The organism is Pseudomonas sp. 8_5_2, from assembly GCF_059295255.1.
Genome location: NZ_CM181238.1, coordinates 2461790 through 2484929, shown reverse-complemented (window position 1 = coordinate 2484929; position 23140 = coordinate 2461790). Strand labels below are relative to the sequence as shown.

At 66.8% G+C, this 23140-nt stretch carries 21 protein-coding genes; 3 read left to right on the top strand and 18 right to left on the bottom strand.

Annotated elements, in window-relative coordinates; translation table 11 throughout:
• Positions 1 to 16: 16 nt before the first annotated feature.
• From AC5O5R_RS11490 to AC5O5R_RS11455, 8 genes are all read right to left on the bottom strand, one after another.
• A complete protein-coding gene (locus AC5O5R_RS11490) occupies positions 17 to 1171 on the bottom strand; it encodes an acyl-CoA dehydrogenase family protein (protein ID WP_172226723.1) in 1155 nt (384 codons plus the stop codon).
• Positions 1168 to 2373 carry an acyl-CoA dehydrogenase family protein gene (locus AC5O5R_RS11485; RefSeq protein WP_494515385.1) on the bottom strand — a complete coding sequence of 402 codons (1206 nt, stop codon included), beginning with the start codon at positions 2371 to 2373 and terminating at the stop codon, positions 1168 to 1170. Before AC5O5R_RS11485 ends, AC5O5R_RS11490 begins: the two co-directional genes overlap by 4 nt.
• A 74-nt stretch (positions 2374 to 2447) precedes the next feature.
• Positions 2448 to 3617, bottom strand: a complete 1170-nt coding sequence (locus AC5O5R_RS11480; RefSeq protein WP_494515384.1) for an acyl-CoA dehydrogenase family protein — start codon at positions 3615 to 3617, stop codon at positions 2448 to 2450.
• A 10-nt stretch (positions 3618 to 3627) separates the two neighbouring features.
• Positions 3628 to 4806, bottom strand: a complete 1179-nt coding sequence (locus AC5O5R_RS11475; protein WP_172226735.1) for a lipid-transfer protein — start codon at positions 4804 to 4806, stop codon at positions 3628 to 3630.
• Positions 4807 to 4823: 17 nt separating this feature from the next.
• Positions 4824 to 5243 carry a MaoC/PaaZ C-terminal domain-containing protein gene (locus AC5O5R_RS11470; protein WP_494515383.1) on the bottom strand — a complete coding sequence of 140 codons (420 nt, stop codon included), beginning with the start codon at positions 5241 to 5243 and terminating at the stop codon, positions 4824 to 4826.
• On the bottom strand, positions 5215 to 6348 hold the full coding sequence (locus AC5O5R_RS11465; protein ID WP_494515382.1) for an acyl-CoA dehydrogenase family protein: 1134 nt from the start codon (positions 6346 to 6348) through the stop codon (positions 5215 to 5217). Before AC5O5R_RS11465 ends, AC5O5R_RS11470 begins: the two co-directional genes overlap by 29 nt.
• A 12-nt stretch (positions 6349 to 6360) precedes the next feature.
• The gene (locus AC5O5R_RS11460; protein ID WP_172226708.1) at positions 6361 to 7329 is read right to left on the bottom strand and encodes a bifunctional MaoC family dehydratase N-terminal/OB-fold nucleic acid binding domain-containing protein; all 969 of its coding nucleotides are present in this window, start codon (positions 7327 to 7329) and stop codon (positions 6361 to 6363) included.
• 57 nt (positions 7330 to 7386) lie between these two features.
• Positions 7387 to 8160, bottom strand: coding sequence for an SDR family oxidoreductase (locus tag AC5O5R_RS11455; RefSeq protein WP_172226705.1), 774 nt, complete (start codon positions 8158 to 8160; stop codon positions 7387 to 7389).
• A gap of 138 nt (positions 8161 to 8298) precedes the next feature.
• Between AC5O5R_RS11455 and AC5O5R_RS11450 the strand changes: the two genes are divergently transcribed.
• Positions 8299 to 9084: an enoyl-CoA hydratase gene (locus AC5O5R_RS11450; RefSeq protein WP_494515381.1), complete on the top strand. Its 786-nt coding sequence runs from the start codon at positions 8299 to 8301 to the stop codon at positions 9082 to 9084.
• Between the two features lie 42 nt (positions 9085 to 9126).
• Here AC5O5R_RS11450 and AC5O5R_RS11445 read toward each other — a convergent pair whose 3' ends face one another.
• From AC5O5R_RS11445 to AC5O5R_RS11425, 5 genes are all read right to left on the bottom strand, one after another.
• Positions 9127 to 9894: an SDR family oxidoreductase gene (locus tag AC5O5R_RS11445; RefSeq protein WP_172226699.1), complete on the bottom strand. Its 768-nt coding sequence runs from the start codon at positions 9892 to 9894 to the stop codon at positions 9127 to 9129.
• The gene (locus AC5O5R_RS11440; protein WP_494515380.1) at positions 9891 to 11567 is read right to left on the bottom strand and encodes an FAD-binding protein; all 1677 of its coding nucleotides are present in this window, start codon (positions 11565 to 11567) and stop codon (positions 9891 to 9893) included. The genes AC5O5R_RS11445 and AC5O5R_RS11440 overlap by 4 nt, the downstream gene beginning before the upstream one ends.
• Positions 11564 to 13285: an FAD-binding protein gene (locus tag AC5O5R_RS11435; RefSeq protein ID WP_172228959.1), complete on the bottom strand. Its 1722-nt coding sequence runs from the start codon at positions 13283 to 13285 to the stop codon at positions 11564 to 11566. The genes AC5O5R_RS11440 and AC5O5R_RS11435 overlap by 4 nt, the downstream gene beginning before the upstream one ends.
• Before the next feature lie 139 nt (positions 13286 to 13424).
• Complete coding sequence (locus AC5O5R_RS11430; RefSeq protein ID WP_172228957.1) at positions 13425 to 14996, bottom strand: amidase; 1572 nt, start codon at positions 14994 to 14996, stop codon at positions 13425 to 13427.
• A 41-nt stretch (positions 14997 to 15037) separates the two neighbouring features.
• Positions 15038 to 16468 (bottom strand): coniferyl aldehyde dehydrogenase, encoded by a 1431-nt coding sequence (locus AC5O5R_RS11425; protein ID WP_172228955.1) that lies wholly within the window; start codon positions 16466 to 16468, stop codon positions 15038 to 15040.
• A 184-nt stretch (positions 16469 to 16652) separates the two neighbouring features.
• Between AC5O5R_RS11425 and AC5O5R_RS11420 the strand changes: the two genes are divergently transcribed.
• Both AC5O5R_RS11420 and AC5O5R_RS11415 read left to right on the top strand, forming a co-directional pair.
• The gene (locus AC5O5R_RS11420) at positions 16653 to 17636 is read left to right on the top strand and encodes a flavin reductase (protein WP_172228953.1); all 984 of its coding nucleotides are present in this window, start codon (positions 16653 to 16655) and stop codon (positions 17634 to 17636) included.
• Positions 17637 to 17695: 59 nt separating this feature from the next.
• The gene (locus tag AC5O5R_RS11415; RefSeq protein ID WP_172228963.1) at positions 17696 to 18967 is read left to right on the top strand and encodes a spinster family MFS transporter; all 1272 of its coding nucleotides are present in this window, start codon (positions 17696 to 17698) and stop codon (positions 18965 to 18967) included.
• 15 nt (positions 18968 to 18982) lie between these two features.
• On the opposite strand, the gene AC5O5R_RS11410 is transcribed toward AC5O5R_RS11415, so the two are convergent.
• The 5 genes from AC5O5R_RS11410 to pstC form a co-directional block, all read right to left on the bottom strand.
• Positions 18983 to 19582 (bottom strand): hypothetical protein, encoded by a 600-nt coding sequence (locus tag AC5O5R_RS11410; RefSeq protein WP_172285988.1) that lies wholly within the window; start codon positions 19580 to 19582, stop codon positions 18983 to 18985.
• Complete coding sequence (locus tag AC5O5R_RS11405; protein ID WP_172227740.1) at positions 19582 to 20280, bottom strand: Fic family protein; 699 nt, start codon at positions 20278 to 20280, stop codon at positions 19582 to 19584. The genes AC5O5R_RS11410 and AC5O5R_RS11405 overlap by 1 nt, the downstream gene beginning before the upstream one ends.
• Positions 20281 to 20373: 93 nt before the next feature.
• Positions 20374 to 21159 (bottom strand): phosphate ABC transporter ATP-binding protein PstB, encoded by a 786-nt coding sequence (gene pstB / locus AC5O5R_RS11400; RefSeq protein WP_218583469.1) that lies wholly within the window; start codon positions 21157 to 21159, stop codon positions 20374 to 20376.
• Positions 21160 to 21209: 50 nt separating this feature from the next.
• The gene (gene pstA / locus AC5O5R_RS11395; RefSeq protein WP_172227736.1) at positions 21210 to 22103 is read right to left on the bottom strand and encodes a phosphate ABC transporter permease PstA; all 894 of its coding nucleotides are present in this window, start codon (positions 22101 to 22103) and stop codon (positions 21210 to 21212) included.
• Positions 22100 to 23068: a phosphate ABC transporter permease subunit PstC gene (gene pstC / locus AC5O5R_RS11390; RefSeq protein ID WP_172227734.1), complete on the bottom strand. Its 969-nt coding sequence runs from the start codon at positions 23066 to 23068 to the stop codon at positions 22100 to 22102. Before pstC ends, pstA begins: the two co-directional genes overlap by 4 nt.
• Positions 23069 to 23140 lie beyond the last annotated feature (72 nt).

The following is a 23140-nucleotide window of genomic DNA, read 5'->3' as shown; positions in this document are numbered from 1 at the left end:
GTTCTCCCACGAGGTTTCAGGCGCAGGCCTGGTCAAGGTCGGCATAGCGCTCGCAGTGGAAGTCCCGGTCGCCAAGGCAAGCTTGCGCCACCCGCACGCGCTTCAGGTACAGGCCGACGTCCAGCTCGTCGGTGACGCCAATGCCGCCGTGCATCTGCACCGCTTCGTTGGCCACCTTCAGCGCGGTATCGCCGGCTTTCCACTTGGCCAGGCTGACCAGGCGACCACGCCGGGCAGCGTCGAGCTCGCCATCATCCAGCGCCGCCAGGCCGGCCATTACCGCACTGCGGGCCAACGCCAGGTCCACATACAACTGCGCGGCGCGGTGCTGCAGGGCCTGGAACGAGCCGATCGGGACATCGAACTGCACCCGTGTCTTGAGGTACTCGAGGGTGGTCTGGAACAACTGCTGCGCCGCGCCCAACAGTTCTGCCGCCAGGCATGCCCGGCCACGGTCCAGCGCGGCGTCCAGCGCCACCCAGCCCTCACCAGGGCAACCCAGCAAGGCGTCGCGGCCAAGCCGGACCTGGTCCAGGCGCAAGCGCCCGCTGTTGCGTGAGTCGATCAACGGCAGCGGGCTGCAGGCCACCCCTGGTGTATCGGCGGGCACCAGGAACAGGCTGATGCCCTGCGCCTCGCCCGGCTGGCCAGCCGTGCGCGCCGCTACCACATAAGCATCGGCACCGACACCATCGACCACCCAGAACTTTTCACCCTGCAGGCAGAAGCCGTCGCCATCGGCCACCGCTGCCAAGGCGATATCACGGGGCTGATGGCGGGCACGTTCATCCACCGCCAGCGCCACGCGTCGCTCACCGCTGATCAACGCCGGCAACCAGTCGCCTTGCTGGGTCGGCGAGCCCGCCAGGTGCAGCAGCGAGCCGCCCAGCACCACGCTGGACAGCAACGGCGTCGCTGCCAGGTTGTGGCCGATGGCCTCGAACACCGGGCCCAGGCCCATGCAGCCGAAGTCCAGCCCGCCCTGCGCCTCGGGAAACGGTATCGCGCTCCAGCCCAACGCCACCGCATCGCGCCACACTTGCGGGTCAAAACCGCTGGCCGCGCCCTGATCGCGCAGCCGACGCTGGGCCGCCACCGGGCTGCGGGCGGCAAGAAAATCCCTGGCGCTGTCGGCCAGCAGGCGCTGCTCCTCGCTGTAACGAAGGTTCATGCTTGCACTCCTTTCTTGCCATCAGGCAGGCCAAGCACACGCTTGGCAATGACATTGAGCTGCACTTCCGAAGCACCGCCCGAGATGGTCAGCGCGTAACTGTTCAACCAGGCGCGGGTCACCGCCAGTTCGCGCTCGCTGAAGCTCTCGTGCTGCCAGCCCAGAGCGTGGCCGCCCATGGCGTCGAGCAGCACTTCGAACTTGTCGCGCTCCTGCTCGGTGTGCACCAGTTTCATGATTGCCATCAGCCCGCTGATATCGTCGCCACAGCGGCCCTCCTCGGCCATGCGCTGCACGGTCAGGTTATAGGCGTGCTCGTCCATGGCGCAGGCCACGGCGCGCGCCTGCAAGGCGCATTCGCCCTGGCTGCGCGGCTGCGGCAGGTAGTCGCGCAACAGGGCCAGCAGGTCAAAGTGCGAAGGCAGGCTGAATTCGCCGAACTTCGACATCGCCTTGCGCTCGTGCTGCAGCAGGTACTTGCCCAGGTTCCAGCCACCGTTCAGCGGCCCCACCAGATTGCTTTTCGGCACCTTGACCGAGTCGAAGAACACTTGGCAGAACGCCGACTTGCCGCTGATCAGGTCGATCGGCACGGCCTTCACCCCCGGGCTGCGCATGTCCAGCACGATCAGGCTGATGCCTTCATGCTTGGGCGCCTGGTGGTCGGTGCGCACCAGGGCGTACATCCAGTCGGACTTGTCGCCGTACGAGGTCCAGATCTTGCTGCCGTCGACCACGAAATGGTCACCGGCGTCGCGCGCCGCCATCTTCAGGCTGGCCAGGTCAGAGCCGGCATTGGGCTCGGAGAAGCCCTGGCACCAGCGCACTTCGCCCCGCGCCATGGGCGGCAGCAAGGTGCGCTTCTGCTCCTCGCTGCCGTAGGCCAGCAGCACCGGCCCGAGCATCCAGATACCCAGGTTGATCTGCGGCGGCCGGCAGCGCAGCCGACGCATTTCACTTTCCAGAACCGCCACCTGCTCGGCGTTCAAGCCTGCGCCGCCATAGGCCTGCGGCCACCCGGGGCAGAACCAGCGCTGGTCGCGCATGCGCTCGAACCACAGGCGCGCGTCGTCATTGGGGAACTGCGGCTGGCTGGCCCCCCACACCACATCACCCTCGCCCATGGCCACGCGCATCGACGGCGGGCAGTTGGCTTCCAGCCAGGCACGGGTTTCGTGCCTGAATTGCTCGATCGTGTTCATTGATGCAACCCTCGGCCCAGCCCCGGCCACTGCCGGGGGGCCTTTTGTTGGAATGACGCGGCGGCGCGGGGCGCTCAGCGCTGGTAACGCGGCATGCCCAGGCCGAACTGGGCGATCAGCTCACGCTGGATTTCATTGGTACCGCCGCCAAAGGTCACGGTGACCGACGCGCGCAGCTCGTACTCCAGCTCGCCTTGCAGGGCCGAAGCCGCCGAACCACCGCGTACCAGGCCATTGGCGCCGACGATGGCCGACAGCCGGCGCAAGATCTCGATGGCAGACTCCGAGCCATAGACCTTGGTGGTCGAACTCAGCGCCACATCCATGTGCTCGCGTTCGAGGTTGGCGGCGATGCGCAGGTTGATCAGGCGCATGGCCTCCAGGCGCGCGTAGCATTCACCCAGGGTGCTGCGCACCCAGGCCTTGTCCATCGCCCGGCGGCCCTGCTCGTCGCGGGCGCGCGCCCACAGGTAGACCCTGCGGAACAGGCCCACGACCTTGTCCGACCATGAGCCCAGGCCCAGGCGCTCATGGTTGAGCTGGTCGGTAATCAGCTTCCAGCCGCCATGCAGCTCGCCCACCAGCATGTCGGCGGGTACCCGCACATGGTCGTAATAGGTGGCGGCGGTCGGGTTGCTGGTGGTGGGGATGACCGTGCTGGCAAAGCCTGGCAGACGGGTGTCGAGGATCAGGATCGACACGCCCTTGTGCCGGGCCTGGCTTGGGTCGGTGCGCGCCGCCAGCCAGATGTAGTCGGCCGACTCGGCGCCCGAGGTCCACAGCTTGTTGCCGTTGACCACGAAGGCATCACCGTCCAGCCGGGCGCTGGTGCGCAGCACGGCCAGGTCGCTGCCGGCGTCGGGCTCGGAATAGCCAATCGCGAACATGATTTCGCCAGCGGCGATACCCGGCAGGAAACGCGCCTTCTGCGCGTCACTACCGTGCGCCATCAACGCCGGGCCGACGGTGCTGATGGTCACGAATGGCAGCGGCGCACCGGCAATGTTGGCTTCTTCGAAGAAGATCAACTGCTCGGTGGCGGCGTAGCCCTGGCCACCATGGGCCTTGGGCCAGCCCACCGCCAGCCAGCCATCGCGGCCCATCTGCCGCACCGTCTGGCGGTACAGCTCGCCACCCTCCTGGCCGCGCAGGCGTTCACGCAGCTCGGGGGTCATCAAGGCCTGGAAGTAGTCCCGCACCTTGCGGCGCAGGGCATGTTGCTCGGGGGTAAGATCGACAAACATGCTGTGCTCCTCAGGCCGCGCCCAGTATCAGGCCACTGGTCGGCACGCCGGTACCGGCGGTTACCAGCACGTTCTCGACATCCGCCACCTGGTTGACCGCGGTGCCGCGCACCTGGCGCACCGCCTCGGCAACCCCGTTCATGCCGTGGATGTAGGCCTCGCCCAGCTGCCCGCCATGGGTGTTGATCGGCAACTTGCCGCCCCGGGCATGGTGCCCCGCACGGATGAAGTCCTTGGCCTCGCCACGCCGGGCAAAACCGAACGCTTCCAGCTGCGGCAATACAAAGGGGGTGAAGTGGTCGTAGATCACCGCCGTTTGCAGGGCCTCCGGGCCGAGACCGGACTGGCGATACAGCTCCTTGGCCACCACGTCCATTTCGGGCAGCCCGGTGATGTCGTCGCGGTAGAACGAGGTCATGCTCTGCTGGCCGCAGGTGATGCCCTGGGAGCCGGCCTTGATGGTCACCGGTTTCTGCCGCAGGTCACGGGCCCGCTCGGCCGAGGTGATGACCATGGCCACGGCGCCGTCGGATTCCTGGCAGCAATCGAGCAGGTGCAGCGGCTCGCAGATCCAGCGCGACGCCTGGTGCTCCTCCAGGGTGATCGGCTTGCCGTGGAAGAACGCCTTGGGGTTGCTGGCGGCAAAGTCGCGCGCGGCCACGGCAACCCGGCCGAAGTCCTCGGAGGTGGCGCCATAGGTATGCATGTAACGCTGGGCGAACATGCCCACCCAGGCCGCCGGGGTGTGGAAGCCGTGCGGCATGTACCAGCCGTAATTGACGTTGTCGAAGATCGGCGTGGCGGCAAAACCGTAGCTGCCGCTGCCAAAGCGGTACCAGGAGCGCTCGTTCATGGCCCGATACACCACCACCACCTTGGCTACCCCGGTGGCCACCGCCATGGCCGCGTGCATCACCGGCGCGCAGGCCGCACCGCCGCCGTGCGGCACCTGGGAAAAGAACTTCACATCCTTGCAGCCCAGCAGGCGGGCGATTTCGTACTCCGGCACCTTGTCTACCGAATACGAGCTGAAACCCTCGACTTCGGACGGGTCGATACCGGCGTCGCGCAGCGCTTCAAGAGTGGCTTCCAGCGCCAGGCGCAGTTCGGTGCGCCCGGAGTTCTTGGAAAATTCGGTCGCGCCCAGGCCAACGATGGCGGCGCGCCCGGAAATGGACAGGTTGCTCATGCTGCTGCCTCCGGTGGTCATGGCAGCACCAGCGCGACCGTGCCGGTCACGTGGTTGCCCATGGAGTTTCGGCCGCTAAGGGTCAGTTCCACTTCGCGGGTTTCGGGGTCGTGGCGGGTGACGCTGGCGTTGAAGGTAAGGCGGTCGCCCGGGTAGTTGGGCACCCCCAGCTTGATCTTCAGCGCGGTGAAGCGCGCCAGCGGGCCGGCCCAGGCTTCGACGAAGCGCTGCACCAGGCCATTGGTGGTGAGGATGTTCATGAACACATGCGGTGAACCCAGTTCACGCGCGGCGTCCAGATCGTGGTGACCGGGGAAGTAGTCGCGCGTGGCAATCGCCCCGCCGGCAATCAGCGCTACCGTGATCGGCACTTCAAGGGTCGGCAGGGTTTCGCCGGGGCGCACGTCGTCAAAGCGCTTGGTGTTCTTCGAGGTCATATTTCCATCCCAGCTTGTCGTTGTCGCTCAGCCAGTCGCCGAGCCGTTCCAGGCAGGCCGCCGCACCGCCCAGGGCAATGCCCAGGGCGCGGCTCCAGTAGAGATAGCGGTGAATCGGGTAGGTCAGGTCGACGCCAATGCCGCCATGCACGTGCTGCGCGACATGACCGATGCGGTGCCCTGCCTCGCAGGCCAGGTAGGCCGTGGCCAGGGCCTCGGAGGGCGCCGGCAGGCCGGTATCCAGGCGGTAGCACAGTTGCCACAACGTGCTGCGCAGGGTTTCCAGGGCAATATGGCTGTCGGCCATGCTCATCTGCACGGCCTGGAAACTGCCAATCGGCCGGCCGAACTGCTCGCGCTCACCGACATACGCCACGGTGCGCCGGATGTGCTCGGCACTGACCCCCAGTTGCAGCGCCGCCAGCGCCGCGATGGCGCGTGGCTCCAGCCAGGACAGGGCAGCGGCAGGCAAGACCCGGTCGGCGCTCACCCGCAGCCCTTCCACCTGCAGGTCGGCAATGGCCTCGCCGTGGGTCAGCACGCCGCAGCTACGGCGTACCGCCGGGGCGTCGAGTTCCAGCAGCAACAGCCGTATCTGGTCGTCCACCCGCACCGGCACCAGCGCTGCGTCGGCCTGGCCACCCAGGGGCAAAGCGGCAACCTGGCCGTCTACCTGCCAGCCTTCGACGCAGGGGGTGGCAAGCAACGCGATGCCATGGGCAGTGCCGAGGCTGTCCAGCGCCAGGCTCAGCAGCCGTTCGCCGCGGGCGGCCTCAGCGGCCAGCCCGGCAGCGTCACCCAGGGCAAAGTTGGCCAGGGTTGCCGCCGCCAGCTGGTGGCGCCACAGCGGCACCAGCGCCAGGCTGCGCCCCTGGGCCTGCAGCACCAGCATCAGCTCGGTCATGCCCAGGCCGCTGCCGCCTGCGCTATCGGGAATGGCCAGGGCATGCAGGCCGGTTTCCTGGCACAACGCCCACAGCGGCGCCATCAGCGCATCGCCGGTGCTGTCCCATTGGCGCAGGTAGTCATCGTGGCAATGGTCGCTGAACAGGCTGTCGGCCATCTGCTCGATCGCCCGCTGGTCTTCGCTCAACTCGAAATCCATGGTCACGCCCTCCTATTCGACCACAGGCCGGAACAACGGCAGGGTCAGTTGCTCATCGAAGGTCTCGAAGGCCACCTGCAAGCGCTGGCCGACCTGCAACTGCTCGCGCTGCACGCCGGTCAGCCCGGCGATCAGGCGCACGCCTTCTTCCAGCTCGATCAGGCCAATCGGGTTGGGGTGCTCGAAGGGCGCGACCTCCGGGTAGTGCATGACCACGAACGAATACAGGCTGCCGCGCCCGCTGGCCTGCACGCTGTCCCACTCGAAGCTGTGGCAGTGCATGCACACTGGTGCCGGTGGGTGGCGCAAGGTGGCGCAGGCACTGCAGCGCTGGATCAGCAGCTTGCCTTCGGCGCAGCCTTCCCAGAAGAAGCGGGTATCGTCACTGACCCCGGGCATCGGCCGCCTGGCCTTGGCCGGCTCGGCCTGCGGCTGCGGCGCCGGTTGCGGGTTGGCCGGGCGGAACTTGAACACCCGGAACAACAGCTCGCCCACCGGCTCGTCGCCTTCGGGCTTTTCGACGAAATGGCTCATTACCAGGGTGACGAAGAAACCGGTGCCCAAGGCCGTGGTCTTCTCGTCACCCACGGCCTCCAGGCGGGTGGTGTAGTACAGCCGCTCACCCAGGTACAGCGGCCGGGTAAAGCTCAATTCGGAGTTCACCGCTACCACCGAGGCGTAGCCGTATTCCTCGATAAGCTTCAGCACTTCGTAGGGGTTCTGGTCGGTGGAGCCCGGCGGGTAGTTGTTGGCGTGCAGCCCCTCCATGGTCCACACCTGGAGCATGGCCGGTGGCGCCACCAGCCCTTGGTGAGGGCCGGTGCTGGCGAACGCCGGGTCGGTGTAGAGCGGGTTGTCGATGCCCATGATCTCGCACCACTGGCGGATCATCGGCGCGTTCACCGCGTCCCAGGCATACACCCGGCCGTACTGGCGCCCAACCAGGGCGCGCACAGCGCAAAGCAATTGTGGATCAGCCAAAGTCGTCTCCTGCAGCGTTAGGGCAGCGACCCGGATCGGCCACCGCCAGGTGGTCGATCAAGTGGGTTGGGCTTGCGCGGCGTGCAGAAACGCCGGGCGTTCACCGCCGCCGTGCAGCAGCAGGTTGCAGCCGCTGGCGTAACTGGCCAGCGGCGAAGCGATGTACAAACAGGCATTGGCAATGTCGCTGGCGTCGGCCATGCGCCCGGCCGGGATGCCGGCGCTGACGGCCGCGATGCCGTGTTCGCTGCCGTAGTGCAGGTGCGCCTGGTCGGTCAGCACCAGGCCAGGGCTTACCGCCACCACTCGCACCTTGGGCGCCCACTCCACCGCCAGCGACTGCACCAGCGCCAGCACCCCGGCCTTGGCAGCGCCATAGGCCGCCGTGCCCGGCGATGCGCGCAAGGCACTGATACTGCCGATAAAGACGATGCAACCGCCCTGCGGCTGCGCCTGCATCAGCCGGTTGGCGTGCTGCGCCGCATTCAGCGGGGCGATAAGGTTCAGCCGCAGGATGCTCTCGTGAAACCGCGGCGAGGCCGTGGCAGCGACCGCCGAGGGGCTGCCACCGGCATTGTTGACCAGCACATCAAGGCGGCCGAAGTCGCGCTCGATCGTGTCGAAAAGCGCCTGCAGCGAGTCGCCGTCGCGCACGTCGGCGGCGATGAAGGCGGCGCTGCGCCCGCCAGCGCTCGGCAGGTGCTCGGGTGCACTGCGGGCACAGACGATTACCTGCGCACCGGCGGCCAGAAAGCCCTGGGCGATACCCGCGCCGATGCCCTTGCTGCCTCCGGTGACCAGCACCACCTTGCCACTGAAATCAAGCCCCATTGCATGCTCCTGGTTTTTGCTGTCAGGGACGACTCTAGAGGCTATGCGTGGGCCGTACTTCGTCTGAACGGACGATGAATGGGCAAGGGCCGGGGGCAACACTGGCCGCCATCCAACACGTTGCCCGCGAGGAACCCCATGCCTGCCACGCCCGCCCCACCCGTTCTGCTCGAACACCCCTTGCCCGGGGTGGCACTGCTGCGGCTCAACCGCCCACAGGCCACCAATGCCTTGAGCCTGGAGTTGCAGGCGTTGCTGTCGCAGCACTTCAGCACCCTTGCTGGCGACCCGGCGGTGCGCTGCATCCTGCTGACCGGGGGCGACCAGGTGTTCGCCGCCGGTGGCGACATCGGCAGCATGGCCGACGTCGGTCCCATCGATATCTACCAGCGCCATACCGAGCGCCTGTGGGCGCCGATCCAGCAGTGCCCGAAGCCGGTGGTCGCCGCCGTGTGCGGCTATGCGTACGGCGGCGGCTGCGAGCTGGCGATGCTGGCCGACCTGATCGTCGCCGGCCGCAGTGCGCGCTTCTGCCAGCCGGAAATCCGCATCGGCATCATGCCCGGCATTGGTGGCACCCAGCGCCTGGTGCGTGCGGTGGGCAAGGCCAAGGCCATGCGCATGGCGCTGACTGGCCAGCCGATCAGCGCCGAGGAAGCCTGGGTGGCGGGGCTGGTCAGCGACCTGGTGGAGGACGACCAGGTGCAGGCCCACGCGCTGGAGCTGGCGCGGGTGATCGCAGCGATGCCGGCGTTGGCTGCGGAGCAGATCAAAGAGGTGATACTGGCGGGGATGGATGCACCGCTGGAGGCCGGGCTGGCGCTGGAGCGCAAGGCCAACGCGTTGCTGTTTGCCTCGCGTGACCAGAAAGAAGGGATGCAGGCGTTCATCGAGAAGCGGGCGCCGCGCTTTGAGGGCTGTTGAGCCCAGCGGCCCATCACCGCAGTCGGTGATGGGCCATACGGCCTAGATCGACATCACCAGCTGACCACTGTCGATACGCAGCTCCACCCCATTCACGGCCCGCGACTCGTCACTGGCCAGGTACAGCACACTGCCCGCCACATCCTCCGGCAGGCACATGCGGTTCATCGGGTCGCTGTCGATGGTCAACCGCGCCGGGTCGATGCCCTGGGGGAAGCCGCCGCGGGTCATGTCGGTCAGTACGCCGTCCGGGTGCAGCGAATTGCAGCGGATGCGGTACTTGCGGCGCCTGCAGAGTGCCGCCACCGAGCGGGTCAACGCGGCCACCGCGCCTTTGGAGGCGCTGTAGGCCAGGTAGTCGTCACGCCCGGCCAGCGCCGCCACCGACGATACATTGATGATCGACCCGCCCTGGGCTTTCATCAGGGCGATACCGGCGCGGCAGCCCAGAAACACACTGCCGGCGTTGACCCGCATGATGCGCTCCCAATCCTGCAGTGCGGTGTCTTCCACCGTGCCGGTCTGCAGCATGCCGGCATTGTTGAGCAGGATGTCCAGGCGGCCATGGTGCTCGACCAGGCTGTCCATCACCCGCTGCCATGCCGCTTCGCTGCTGGCATCGTGGTGGATGAAGCGGGCGGCCGCGCCGAGCTCGTCGGCCAGGGCCTGCCCGGCCTGGGTGTCGATGTCGCTGATCAGCACCTGCGCACCTTCGGCCACCAGCAGGCGAGCACTTGCCCGGCCTATACCTTTGGCCCCGCCGGTGACCAGGGCGACCTTGCCCTGCACGCGCCCGTTACGCTCGCTCATGATGCCACCTCGCAGTCCACTGCCAAATCCGCGCCCTGCGCCACGGCTGCCCCGGCACGGCGGCCAGAGAACACGCAGTCGGCCAGGGACAGCCCACTGATGTACAGATGTGAAGGAATGCCCAGCGCCGTTCGGCCTGCGGCGAACAGCCCGGCGATTCGCTCACCGCCTGCACCCAGCACCGCGCCGGTGCGTTCGTCTACGCGCAAGCCACCCAGCGTCAGCGCGCCCAAGGGGAAGATCGGGTTGCCCACGGAAATGTCACAGGCGTAGTAAGGCCCTTGCTGCAGCACCTGGCGACCCGCGACCGACTTGCCGAACGGCTCCGGGGCCTGCCCTCGGGCTGCGGCGTTGTTGGCCAGCAGCGACTGGCGCAGGGTTTCGGCTTGCATCCCGGTGGCTGCGGCCAGCTGCGCGGGGTGTTTGCCCTTGCGTGCAGCGAACAGCATCAGCACCAGCGCCGGCAGTGCCTGGAACCACCAGTAGCCACCAAATAACGCTTCTTGCAGGGCCTTGCGCCGCAGCGGCGCATCCAGCACCAGCCAGGCCCGGCCGCCCTGCTCTTCCATCAGCGGTTGGCCCAGGGTGGCGCCATACACTTCTTCGTTGCAGAAGCGTTCACCGTCACGGTTGACCACGATGCCGCGGTGCCAGCTGTACGGTGGATTGATGAATCGCCAGGCAGATACCCGTTCCAGCCTGTCGCTGGCTGCCCCAACGCTCAGGCCCAGGCGCAGGCCGCTGCCATCGCAGCCGGTGGCGCCCACCTTGAAGTTGCGGCGAAACCTGGGCGCGTGGGCCTTGATCAACTCGCGGTTGAAGATGAAGCCACCGGTACTGAGGATCACCCCCTTGCCAGCGCGCACCAGGCAAGGCCTGGCATGGGCCTGTTCCAGCGCGCTGACGCGCTGGCGCAGCCGGTCGCAGTAGCCTGGGGCAAAGTTCTGCAGGCGCTCGGCGCGCGCGGCCAGCCGCGCATGCTGCAAGGCGACTTTGCTGCCGGCTGGCAGGCGCCACAACTCGGCGCCGATCACTCGCCCGCTGCGGTCGATGACCAGGCGCCTGGCGGCGGACTGCAGCAGCGGCCGTACCCCGGCGCGCAAACAGGCCGCTTGCAGATGGCCATACAGCACGGCGCCGCACTGGCCTTTGCCAACCGTGCGATGGCCGCGCGGGGCCGGGGGCTGCGCGCCGCCATAGGCGGGGACCAGTTCGTTGCCCGAGTAATAGAGAAAGGCACCATCGGGCGGGTACGACGTCTTGCCGCCAGCGGGCATCTGGTGCGCATAGGGCGCGCCGTGGCTTTCCAGCCATTGCAGGTTGGCCACGCTGTCGTTGCAGAAGCGCCGCAAGGTGTCGTCGCTGACCACCCCGTGGGTTTCGTGCCGGAGATAGTCGAACATGGCTTGGGGCGTGTCGTCGAAGCCGGCCGCGCGCTGCTGCGTTGTGCCGCCGCCGGCGTACACCACGCCGCCGCTCCTGGCGCTGGCGCCGCCGCCGGTGAAACGGTCGGCGATCAATACATCGGCGCCATCAGCGCGGGCTTGCAGCGCGGCGCAGGCACCTGCTGCGCCCCAGCCGATGACCAGTACGTCGCAGTGCGCCTGCCAATGCACGGCCGCGGCATCATCGACCTGCAGCGGTGCCAGAATGGGCGTGACACTGGTGTTCATCGGGCCTCCTGGCGCTGCCGGGCAAGGTGGTTGGCGGCCACGTAGGCAAAGGTCATCGCCGGGCCCAGGGTGCCGCCGGCACCGGGATAACTGGTGCCCATCACCGATGCCGAGCAGTTGCCGATGGCGTACAGGCCGGCGATGGCAGAGCCGTCGTCGCGCACCACCTGGGCCTGGGCATTGGTCAGCAGGCCACCCTTGGTGCCGATGTCGCCGGCATCCAGGCGCATGGCGTAGTACGGGCCTTTGCGCAGCGGCGCCAGGCACGGGTTGGGCTTGATGTTGCAGTCGCCGTAGTAGCGGTCGAAGACATTACCACCACGGCCGAAGTCCTCGTCCACCCCGGTGCTGGCGTAGCCGTTGACCTTGGCCACGGTCGCGGCCAGGCCTTGCGGGTCGACGCCGATCTGACCCGCCAGTGCCTCTAGGGTGTCGGCCTTCCAGTACAGGGTATCGCGCCACTCTTTGCGCAGACGGCTGTCGGGCATGACCTGGGCCGGCATCAACGGGCCCATGGCGTAGTTGAAGCGAAAATGCCCGTCGAACACCACCCAGGCCGGCACCGAACGCCCGCCGCTGCGCACGTTGTCGCGGTGCATGGCATCGACGAACTCCAGGTACGGCGCGGCTTCGTTGACGAACCGCAGGCCCTGGCCATTGACCACGATGGCGCCGGGGAAGGCGCGCTCGGCAAAGATGCCACGCGGTTTGTCCTCACCCGGCACGGCGATGGTCGGTGCCCACCAGGCCCAGTCCAGCAGCGCAGTGGCCGCGCCGTGGGCCAGGCCTGCCTGCAGCGCGGCACCGGTGTTGTTGCCCGGTGGTGTGGCACTCCAGGCCATGCGCGTCGGCTTGGGCAGGTATTGCTCACGTAACGCCTGGTTCTGCTCGAAACCACCGGAGGCCAGGATCACCCCATGGCGCGCGCGCAGGTCCAGCAGTTGCCCATCGCGGCAGATGCGCACGCCGCTGACCCGCCCCTGTTCGCTGAGCAGTTCACGGAAGTCGCTGTTCAACCACAGCGGCACATTGCGGTCCATCAGCGAGCGGCGCAGCGAACACACCAGCGAGCTGCCCAGCGCCGCGCGGCGGTCCATGCGGCTTTTGCGGCGCCACTTGAAGTCGAGCTTGTAGCGCAGCATCAGGCGCAGGATCAACAGGCGCCAGCCGAAGCCTCGGGCCATGGCCTTGTGCGCGTCACGCGCAGTCCAGGCGATGCGCCCCATCAGCAAGGTGGACGGCGACGGCCTGCGCAGGTTGTGCAGCTCGTCGCCAAGCAGGCTGCTGTCGAACAGCTCGGGATCAAGTGTGCGCCCCCCTGCCAGGGCGCCAGGCAGGTGCGGGTAGTAGTCGGGGTACTTGGCGGCTACCGCGTAACGTACATGGCTACAGCGGGTGAGCGCCTCGATCATCTGCGGAGCGTTGTCCAGGTAGGCTTGCAGGCGGGCCGGGTCGACCTGCTCACCGGCCGCCGCCGCCAGGTAGCGCTCGGCCTGGTCGCGGCTGTCATTGCCGCCCTGGCGGGCGAAGTAGTGGTTGTTGGGGATCCAGATGCCGCCGCCGGAAATCGCCGAGGTACCACCGAACTTGTCGCTTTTTTCCAGCACCAGCACGCTGAACCCCTGGTCGGCCAGGAACACCGCCGAGGTCATCGCACCGGCGCCCGAACCGACCACTATCACGTCGTACTGGGTATGAGACTGATCTTGAGCCGTCATTGTTGTTGTGCCACTCGCTAAGGTCAGGGGATACCGCCAACACCGTTGCGCAGCCGTTGGCGGCGTGCATCCCATGATCGGCGCTGGCTGGCCCACCCTCATCGTCAAAGCGGACTAGGCGCCCTGCCCCGGCCTGGCGCTAGACGACCGCGCGCCGCCCGGCCCAGGGGTGAGCCTGCTCCAGCTGGCTGGCCAGGCGCAGCAACACATCCTCGCCACCCAGGCGGGCAGTGAACAACATGCCCACCGGCAGGCCGCTGTCACTCTGGCCCAATGGCAGGGATACAGACGGCTGGCCGCTGACATTGGCCAGCACGGTGAACGCCGCGCTGCCCATCGCCCGCTGGGCGTAGCTGTCCCAGGGCTGATCGAGGCTGAGCTGGCCCAGGGCCGGGGTGAGGTTGGCGGTGACCGGGGACAGGATCACATCGAAGCGCTGGAAGGGCTGTTCCATGGCCGCGCCGATCCGCTCGAAACGCTGCCGGGCCTGGTACATGCCGACACCGTTGATGGCCTTGGCCCGCTCCAGCACCACCTGGGTGACCTGCTCCAGGTCCTGCGCAGTGGCCGCGCGGCCCAGCGCCTGTTCGCGCTCCTGCACCAGGTTGAGCAATGCGGTGCCGATCACCGCACCGTGGGCGCCGAACAGTTCGCGCGGGTCGACCGGCAGTTGCAGGTCTTCGATTTCATGCCCCAGCGCCAGCAGCTGCTTGATGGTCTGCTCCAGGGTGGCGGCCACCGCAGCATCCAGTGGTGCGCCGGTCAGCGACTGGCGCACCACGGCCACACGCAGCGTGCCCGGGTCGCGGCGCAGCTCTTCGACATACGGGCGTGCCAGCGGCGCGCTCCAGTAGGCGCTGCCGGCTTCGTGGCCCTGCCCGGCATCGAGAAACAGCGCCGTGTCGCGCACACTGCGCGACACCACGTGGGCCACGCTGGCGCCGAACCAGCCCTCGTAATGTGCCGGCCCACTGGGGGTGCGGTAACGGCTGGGCTTGAGGCCGACCAGGCCGCAATAGGACGCCGGGATGCGAATCGACCCACCGCCATCGGTGGCATGCGCCACCGGCACGATACCGGCCGCCACCGCCGATGCTGCGCCGCCGGAGGAGCCGCCGGCGCTCACGCCCAGGTTCCAGGGGTTGCGGGTTTGCCCCCAGAGCAGCGATTCGGTGGTGGTGGTCAGGCCGAATTCCGGGCAGGTGGTCTTGCCAAACGGCACCGCGCCGGCTTGTTCGTAGCGGCTGACCAGGGTGCTGGTGAAGGTGGCCGGCGGTGCATCGCGGAACAGCCGGCTGCCGTTGCTGGTGGGTGTGCCCTGCAGGTAGGTGTTGAGGTCCTTGATCAGGATCGGCACCCCGGCCAACGCGCCCTGTGTGCTGGTGCCCGCGCTGCGCTGGCGGGCGAGCGCAGCCTTGGCGTAGTCCTCGTGCAGCATGTTCACGGCCGCAACCTTGGGGTTGACCAAGGCACAGCGGGCCAGCGCCGCGGCCAGCAGCTCCTCGCCACTGAGGCTGCCGGCGCGCACCGCTTCGGCCATGGCCCAGGCGTCCAGGCCCTGATAGTCAGCCGCTGACAGGCCACTGCTGGCAGCATCGGCGAAGCGCCCGAGCAGGCCGGCGCTCACGGCGACAGCACCGGCCTTGAGCACACTGCGGCGTGGCCAGGTGGCCTGGGCAGCGGGAATGGTGGCTTGCGGATCGTTTGGCATGGTGGTCTTGGCGTCCTGTTCGTTGTTGTTTTCGGGGTTGATCAGTCGGCGGTGACCTGCGCCAGCATGGCCGCCAGAAAGTGCTCGCCATAGGGCGGCAACAGGCCCCACTCGGCGCGTGGGTCGTGGCCGGCAGCCTGGAACACCGTGCGCGCATGGCTGAATTCGAGAAACCCTTCGCGCCCGTGATAATGCCCCATGCCGGACGCGCCGACACCACCGAAGGGCGCATCGTGCAGCGCCGCGTGCATCATCACCTCATTGAGCGTGACGCCACCGGACACGGTGTGGTCAAGCACCTGCTGCTGCTCGTGCGGGTCGTTGCCGAAGTAGTACAGCGCCAGCGGCCGTGGCCGGGCATTGATGTGGCTGATGACCTCGGCCAGTGCCTCATAGGTCAGCACCACCACGGCGGGGCCGAAGATTTCTTCGTGCAGGATGCGCGCATCCTGCGGCGGGTCTACCACCACCCGCAACGGGCAGCGACGGTCGTCACCCGGCTGCACGTCAGGCAGTGATTCGATACGTGCCCCCTGCTGGCGAGCCCCTTGCACCAGCGCGTCGACCCGTGCCCAGTGTTGGGCGTTGACCACCGCCACCACGTCCGGGTTGCCGGTGACCGTCGGGTTGAGCGTGCAGTAGGCTGAGCGCAGGGCATCGAGGAACGCCTCAAGCGCGGCCCGAGGCACGTAGACCAGGTCCGGGTTGATGCAGATCTGCCCGCCGTTGGTGGCCTTGGCCACGGCAATGCTGAAGGCCGCCTTGGCCAGGTCGGCGCTGCGCGACAGCACCACCGGCGACTTGCCGCCCAGCTCCAGGGTAACCGGCACCAGGTTCTGTGCAGCATTGCGCATGACCGCGCGGCCGATGCCGGTGCTGCCGGTAAACACCAGGTGGTCGAACGGTTGCGCGGTAAAGGCCTCGGCCAGGTCGGCGCCACCGGTCACCACCGCCACCTCCAGCGGGTCGAGGTGCTCGGCGCACAGCGCGGCGATGCATGCCGCCGTGCGCGGCAGCACTTCGGAGGGTTTGAGGATCGCCCGGTTGCCCGCCGCCAGGGCCGATGCCAACGGGCTGAACAGCGTGTACAACGGCGCGTTCCAGGTGCCGATGATGCCCACCGAGCCTTTGGGCTGGTAACGCACCCACGCCTTGGCGCCGAGCTGGTCATAAGGGGCAAACACCGCGCGCGGGTCATCCTGCATCCAGCCGTGCAGGTGATCCCTGGCATGCTTGAGGCTGGCCAGCGCCCCCAGCACATCGTTCATCAGGGTAAAACCGGCTGGCCGGCCGCCGAAGTCCTGGTCGATGGCCTGGGTCAGGCGTTCATGGTGGCGTATCAGCAGATCGATCACCTGCTGGATGCGCTGGCGGCGCTGTTCGGCGCTGACCGCACCGGCCGTGCCGAATGCGCGTTGCTGCTGTGACAACAGGCTGCTGAGCGCCTGGACCGATGACGGTGCGGGTTGCATGCGTGTCTCCTCTGGCTGCGAGCTGCGCTGGCTGCGCATGTCGCCACACTAGCCATGGGACGCCGGCGCGCGCCTCGTCCGATCGGACCAGAATCGAGCAAAAGCGTTAGTCCGTTGAGACGATGCCTGCGCGGGCGGGGCAACCAATACTGGCAGTACAAAAAGCCAACCCTTGAGGCCCGCCATGGCAACACAACAGATCGGTTTCGACCCCCAGGCCTTCCGTGCTGCGCTGGGCACGTTCACCACCGGCGTCACCATCATCACCTCGCAAGACCAGGACGGCTTGCCGGTGGGCATCACCGCCAACAGCTTCAACTCGGTCTCGCTCAACCCGCCATTGGTGCTGTGGAGCTTGTCCAAGCAGGCGCGCAGCTTGCCGGTGTTCAGTAGCGGCAAGCACTGGAACGTGCACGTGCTGTCGATCGAGCAAGAGAAGTTGTCCGGGCGCTTCGCCACCCAGGGCGAGGACAAGTTCGCCGAGATCGAACTGGACAACGGCATCAGCAATGCCCCGCTGCTGCAGGACTGCACGGCGCGGTTCCAGTGCCGCACGGCGTTCCAGTACGAAGGCGGCGACCACGTGATCTTCGTTGGCGAAGTGCTGGCCTTCGACCACAGTGACCGCGCGCCGCTGGCGTTCCAGAGCGGCCAGTATGCCCTGGCCACGCGCAAGCCGCGCAGCGAATTGCGCCTGGCCACCACCCCGCCGCCCCCGGAGTGCAGCTATACCGAAGACCTGCTTGGCTACCTGCTCGGCCGTGGCCATTACCAGGCGCTTAACCTGCTGCGCCAGCTGCTGAGCAACCAGCACCTGGATGAACAGGCGTTCTTCGTGCTGTCAGTGCTGTCGATCCGCGACAACCTCAGCCTTGAAGAGCTCAACACCTTTGTCAGCTACACCGGTCATGTGGTGACCCTGGCGGGCATGCGCTTTCTGGAACGGCAGGACCTGGTGGCCATCGAGGGTGATGCTGGCCAGTTGCGCTTTGTATTGACCGCCCAGGGGCGCGAGCTGTCGTTGCAACAGGTAGCGTTGGCCAAGGTGGTGGAAGAGGACCTCACCGCCAAGCTCGGCGAGGCCGATGCCCAGGCGCTGAAGGTGCTGCTCAAGCGCCTGATCGTGGTCAGCGACCCCGGCCTGCCGGACCTCTGGGCGCCACGGTGAGCAGCGCCGCGCCCACCTTGCCGGCGGCGGCAGTCGGCTGGCGCAGCCATGGGCTGCTGATGCTGCTGGCGGCGGTGTTCGCCGACAATTTTGTCGGTCGGCAGATCCTGGCGGTGATGTTCGAGCCGATCAAGGCCGAATTCGGCGTTGGCGACACCGCGCTCGGGCTGATCTCCGGCCTGGCGTTCGCCGGGGTATACGCCGTGCTCGGCCTGCCTGCCGGGCGGCTGGTGGACCGCCTGCCGCGCACCCGCCTGCTGGCCGCCGCCTGCTTGCTGTGGGCGCTGGCGACCATGGCCTGCGGGCTGGCCGGCAGCTTCCTGGTGCTGGCGCTGGCGCGCATGCTGGTGGCAGTGAGCGAGTCGCCGACCACGTCAGCATCGCTGTCGCTGATTGCCGACCTTTACCCGCCACAACGGCGCTCGTTCGCGATCAGTTGTTTTACCGCTGCGCCAACGTTCTCCTCGATCATTGGCCTGAGCGTCGGTGCCTGGGTAGTCGAGCAGTACGGCTGGCGCAGCGCATTCATCGCCCTGGGGGTGCCGGCCCTGGCCTTTGCCGCCGTTCTCGGTTTGCTGGTACGCGACCCGCAGCGCGGGCGCTGGGACCTTGCCCCCCACGCACTGCCCGCCGCCCGCCTAGGCCTAGGCGCCGAAGCGCGGCTGTTGTGGGCCTTGGCACCTTACCGGCGCCTGGTACTGGCGGGCGGGCTGACCACGCTTGGCTCGTACGCCGTGGCCATGTGGAACACCAGTTTCCTGGTGCGCTCCCATGGCTTGTCACTGCAGGACGCGGGGATGCTGGCCGGGGTGGTGTGCGGCACGGCGGCTGGTGTGGGTGGGCTGTTCAGTGGCTGGTTGAGCGATCGCCTGGCTCGCAGGGCTGGCCATTGGCAAGTGACACTGCCGATCATCGGCCACCTGGCGGCCACGTCGGCGCTCGCCAGCTACCTGCTGTCGCCCAGCGACGTGCTGATGCGCCTGGGCACCCTGCCAGTGCCGATGGCGATGCTGTGGTGCGCGCTGTACAGTTTTTTTGCGGTGTGGTGGGTGGCGCCATCGTACAACCTGGTGACGCAACTGGTGGCGCCGCAACGCCGGGGTACCGCGATGGCTCTGCAAACCATCGTCAGTACCTTGCTTGGCATCGGCGTCGGCCCGCTGCTCACGGGCCTGGTCAGCGACTTGCTGCAGCCCTGGTATGGCCAGGAGTCCCTGCGTTATGCCTTGCTGCTGGTCAGCCTGCCGGTGCTGGGGGCGGTGCTGCTGCTGGCCCGAACGCTGGGCCAGCTGTTCGGGTACGGCCGGCAGCGTGCCATGCCCGCCGAGTAAGCCAGTGCGGCCGGCTCAGGAGGCAAGCGCCTGGCGGGCTTGCCGCACAGGCATCTGATGCCGCTGCGGTTGCTGCCAGGCCAGTTGCTCCTGCACGGCCACAGCCGCATCCAGCACTTTCTGCGCCCAGTTTTCATCCTTGGGGCAGACGACGACCACGCGGAAACCGTGGTCGACGCCTTCCAGCCGAACGCCCTCGGAATCATCGACATGCAAGTCGATATCGAAGGCAGACGGCAGCTTCGAGGGCGAGTTCTCCAGCCCGTTCTGGGCCAGGATATGCTGGTGCCGGTCACTGTTGACCACGCCGTCGACATGGATGCCGTACAACAGCAGCCAGCGGCGGATATAGGACGGGGTGCGCCCCGACGAGGTGTAGATCCAGATGCTGCAGCCCTGGCGGCGCAGGTCGCGGACCAGCTCGCGGGTGCCGCTGCGCAGCGGTTCACCGAGCCAGCGATGGACAAAGCCCGGCAGCTTGCTGTCCTCGGCGGCCGCGTGTTCGGGCAGGCAGGCGAGCGTGTCGTCGATATCGAACGAAATGCGTACCTGGCCCCGCTTCAGCTTGCGCTCGAGGGCTTGGCGGCCGCGGGCGAACAGTGAAGTGCGTTGCATCAGCGGCTCCCCTCGCAAACCGGCACGGCTGTGCCACCGAGGAAGAACTTGCCGGGCTCAGGCGCGTGCGCTTCGAGGAACGCGGCGTACTTTTTCTTGATCTTGGGTAATTCGTACAATGCCTTGACACCGTGTTTAGCGGAGTTGCGAATGACCGAGGACGGGTTGAAGTAACCCTCGGCGTTGTCCAGCGACAGCACGAATGGTGGCAGCCCGGCGCGCATCAGCAGGTAGCTGACGATGAGCGAGCCCGTGCGGTTGTTGCCTTCGATGAACAGCTGCGGCTTGCTGAGGATACGTACATAGACACCGGCAGCCCGCTTCCAGATCGAATCACTGCGGTACGAGCAGTACCAGTTGTACAAGTCCTTGATGCCACCTTCGACGTTGTTGAAAAAGTGCGCCTCGGTGGCCGCCAGGTGCGGGGCGAATTCCACACGCCGGGCCGGGTCGGTGCCGCACAGCACGGTGGCATTGATTTCCAGCATCAGGTTCAGCTGTTGCAGGTCGAACAGGTCGATACCGCGAGCGACATAGTCGTCAATCAGCGCATAGCCTTCAAGCACATTGAGCAGCACCTCGTCGGTAAACGGGTCGCGCGGTTCGGTGAAGTGCTGGCTGAGTTCGGCAAAGCGGCCCTGCACCTCGCGCAGTGCGCGCTCTACCGCTGACAGATCAAGACGACGTATCGCTCGCATTTGAAATCCCGGGTAACACTTTAACGGAAGGTAACGCGGCCGGGTGTTGCAACCTCCCTGGTTGCAACACCCGGCCACCTTGATGGGTGTGATTCAGCTGAACTTGCCGCTGATGTAGTCACTGGTCAGCTGCTCGCGCGGGTTCTGGAAGATCTGCGCGGTCGGGCCCATCTCGACCAGATAGCCGGTGCGGGTACCCTGGGAGATATCGACCGAGAAGAACGCCGTGGTGTCGGCCACACGAATCGCCTGCTGCATGTTGTGGGTTACCAGCGCGATGGTGTAGTCCTTCTTCAGCTCGACCATCAGCTCTTCCACCCGACGGGTGGCGATCGGGTCGAGCGCCGAGCAGGGTTCGTCCAGCAGCAGCACTTCCGGCTCGGTAGCGATGGCGCGGGCGATGCACAGACGTTGCTGCTGGCCGCCGGACAGCGACAGGCCGCTGACCTTGAGCTTGTCCTTCACTTCATCCCACAGTGCCGCGCCTTGCAGGGCGTGCTTCACGCGGTCGCCCAGGTCGCCCTTGTAGCGGTTCAGGCGCAGGCCAAAGGCGACGTTGTCGAAGATGCTCATCGAGAACGGGTTGGGCTGCTGGAACACCATGCCGATGTAGCGGCGCACCACCACAGGGTCGACGCCCTTGCCGTAGACATCCTGGCCAAGGAAGTGCACATGGCCTTCGAAGCGGAAACCCTTGACCAGGTCGTTCATGCGGTTGAGGCTGCGCAGCACGGTACTCTTGCCACAGCCGGACGGCCCGATGAAGCCGGTGATCTCGTTTTTGCGGATCGGCACATGGCTGTCACGCACGGCCATGAAGTTGCCGTAGAAAATCTTGTCCAGCTTGCAGTCCATGACGATCGGGGCTTCGTTGACCATGGGAGCGGCTCTTTGCGCAGTGGATACGTTCAAGTTGGATGCTCCCTTTCTCAATACTTGGGCTTGCCGAAGACTCGGCTCAGAATGTTGATTACCAGCACGATCATCACCAGTACCAGCGAGGCCGCCCAGGCGAGCTCGAGCTGGTTGTCGAACGGCATGCCGGAGAAGTTGTAAATCAGTACGGCAAGCGATGCCGTGGGGTTCATGACCGCCAGGCTGCCGTCATGGTAGATCCAGTAGTTGCTGAACAACGCGGTGAACAGCAGTGGCGCGGTTTCGCCAGCGGCGCGGGCCACGGCCAGCATCACGCCGGTGAGGATGGCAGGCAGGCCGGTGGGCAGGACGATCTTGCAGATCACCTGGGCACGGGTACAGCCCATGCCGTAGGCGGCGTCCTTCATGATCTTGGGCACCATCTTCATCGACTCTTCGGCGGTCAGCACCACGATCGGCAGCATCAGCACCGCCAGCGCCACGCCACCTGCCGGTGCCGAATAGGTGCCGGTGGTCATCACCACCAGGGCGTAGGCGAATACGCCGGCCAGAATCGAAGGCAGGCCAGTGAGCATCTTCGCGGCAAAGCGCGCGGCGTTGGCCAGCTTGCTCTCCGGGCCGAGCTCGGCGAGGAACACGGCTGCCAGGATACCGACCGGTACCGCGATGGCGGCAGCGATGCCGACCATGACGAAGGTACCGGCCATGGCGTTACCAAAACCGCCGCCCATCTCGAAGCCGGTAGGCGGCAACTCGGTGAACACTTCCAGGCTGAGGCGCGCACCGCCGCGGGTGATCAGCATGTACAGCACGGAAATCAGCGGCACGCTGGCAACCAGCGCCGCGAACCAGGCCAGCGAGGTCAGGACCAGGCTGCGCAGGGCGCGGCCTTCGAGCTTGCGCTGCAGGCTGGGCAACGCGGCTACAGGGGTCGAAAGGTCGGTCATTGTTTGTTACCCCGCTGGGCGTAGAGCATGATCATCGAGCCGAACACGTTCACCAGCAGGGTGATGAACATCAGTACCAGTGCCGCATACATCAGCACCTCGATCTCGTTCGGGCCGGCTTCCGGGAAGTTCAGCGCCAGCAGCGCTGCCAGGGTGTTGGCCGGGGCGAACAGGGACAAGGTGATGGTATTGGCGTTGCCGACCAGCATGGCCAGGGCCATGGTTTCACCCAGTGCGCGGCCGAGGCCCAGCACCAAGGAGCCGAAGATGCCGGTGGCGGCGGATGGCACCATCACCTTGAGGATGGCTTCCCAGTGGGTGGTGCCCATGCCGTAGGCCGCCTGCTTGGTTTTCATTGGCACGCTGGTCAGCGCATCCTGGGAAACGGCAGCAATGGTCGGCAGGATCATGATCGCCAGTACCAACGCCGCAGGCAGCAGGCCTGGCCCGCTCAGTGAGGTGCCGAAAAACGGGATCCAGCCCAGCTCGCTGTTCAGCCACGCGGTCAGCGGGCGAATCGCCGGGATGACCACATAGATGCCCCACAGGCCGTAGACCACGCTGGGGATGGCGGCGAGCAGCTCGACGATGGTGCGGAACACCGCGGCAAGCTTGGCCGGAAGGAAATCCTGGGTGAGGAAAATGGCCATGCTGACGCCGAAGAAGCCGGCGATCAACAAGGCGATCAGGGCGCTGTAAAGCGTGCCCCAAATGGCGGGCAGAATGCCGTATTTGCCCTGGTTGACGTCCCATACAGTGCCGAACAGCACATCAAACCCGTGCTTTTCCATGCCAGGAAGTGCCTTGCGTCCTACTTCGTACACCAGCGCGAAGACCAGCGCGAGGATCAGCACCACACCGATACGTGCAAGCGCACGGAAGGTGCGGTCAACCAGGAAGTCCTTGGCGGACGGTGGCTGGCACGCGGAATCCGGGTTATCCGGTATGGCAAAAGGTGTGTTCATGGGCGAGTTCCGGGACAAAGGGCAAACACCCCCGGCGTGACAGTCCGTCCACGCCAGGAGCGCCTGAGGGTA

Excerpts from the sequence above, each read along its gene's own strand:
- AC5O5R_RS11490 (WP_172226723.1), bottom strand. The coding sequence starts at position 1,171 with ATGAACCTTCGTTACAGCGAGGAGCAGCGCCTGCTGGCCGACAGCGCC.
- AC5O5R_RS11485 (WP_494515385.1), bottom strand. The coding sequence starts at position 2,373 with ATGAACACGATCGAGCAATTCAGGCACGAAACCCGTGCCTGGCTGGAA.
- AC5O5R_RS11480 (WP_494515384.1), bottom strand. The coding sequence starts at position 3,617 with ATGTTTGTCGATCTTACCCCCGAGCAACATGCCCTGCGCCGCAAGGTG.
- AC5O5R_RS11475 (WP_172226735.1), bottom strand. The coding sequence starts at position 4,806 with ATGAGCAACCTGTCCATTTCCGGGCGCGCCGCCATCGTTGGCCTGGGC.
- AC5O5R_RS11470 (WP_494515383.1), bottom strand. The coding sequence starts at position 5,243 with ATGACCTCGAAGAACACCAAGCGCTTTGACGACGTGCGCCCCGGCGAA.
- AC5O5R_RS11465 (WP_494515382.1), bottom strand. The coding sequence starts at position 6,348 with ATGGATTTCGAGTTGAGCGAAGACCAGCGGGCGATCGAGCAGATGGCC.
- AC5O5R_RS11455 (WP_172226705.1), bottom strand. The coding sequence starts at position 8,160 with ATGGGGCTTGATTTCAGTGGCAAGGTGGTGCTGGTCACCGGAGGCAGC.
- AC5O5R_RS11450 (WP_494515381.1), top strand. The coding sequence starts at position 8,299 with ATGCCTGCCACGCCCGCCCCACCCGTTCTGCTCGAACACCCCTTGCCC.
- AC5O5R_RS11445 (WP_172226699.1), bottom strand. The coding sequence starts at position 9,894 with ATGAGCGAGCGTAACGGGCGCGTGCAGGGCAAGGTCGCCCTGGTCACC.
- AC5O5R_RS11440 (WP_494515380.1), bottom strand. The coding sequence starts at position 11,567 with ATGAACACCAGTGTCACGCCCATTCTGGCACCGCTGCAGGTCGATGAT.
- AC5O5R_RS11435 (WP_172228959.1), bottom strand. The coding sequence starts at position 13,285 with ATGACGGCTCAAGATCAGTCTCATACCCAGTACGACGTGATAGTGGTC.
- AC5O5R_RS11430 (WP_172228957.1), bottom strand. The coding sequence starts at position 14,996 with ATGCCAAACGATCCGCAAGCCACCATTCCCGCTGCCCAGGCCACCTGG.
- AC5O5R_RS11425 (WP_172228955.1), bottom strand. The coding sequence starts at position 16,468 with ATGCAACCCGCACCGTCATCGGTCCAGGCGCTCAGCAGCCTGTTGTCA.
- AC5O5R_RS11420 (WP_172228953.1), top strand. The coding sequence starts at position 16,653 with ATGGCAACACAACAGATCGGTTTCGACCCCCAGGCCTTCCGTGCTGCG.
- AC5O5R_RS11415 (WP_172228963.1), top strand. The coding sequence starts at position 17,696 with ATGCTGCTGGCGGCGGTGTTCGCCGACAATTTTGTCGGTCGGCAGATC.
- AC5O5R_RS11410 (WP_172285988.1), bottom strand. The coding sequence starts at position 19,582 with ATGCAACGCACTTCACTGTTCGCCCGCGGCCGCCAAGCCCTCGAGCGC.
- AC5O5R_RS11405 (WP_172227740.1), bottom strand. The coding sequence starts at position 20,280 with ATGCGAGCGATACGTCGTCTTGATCTGTCAGCGGTAGAGCGCGCACTG.
- pstB (WP_218583469.1), bottom strand. The coding sequence starts at position 21,159 with ATGGTCAACGAAGCCCCGATCGTCATGGACTGCAAGCTGGACAAGATT.
- pstA (WP_172227736.1), bottom strand. The coding sequence starts at position 22,103 with ATGACCGACCTTTCGACCCCTGTAGCCGCGTTGCCCAGCCTGCAGCGC.
- pstC (WP_172227734.1), bottom strand. The coding sequence starts at position 23,068 with ATGAACACACCTTTTGCCATACCGGATAACCCGGATTCCGCGTGCCAG.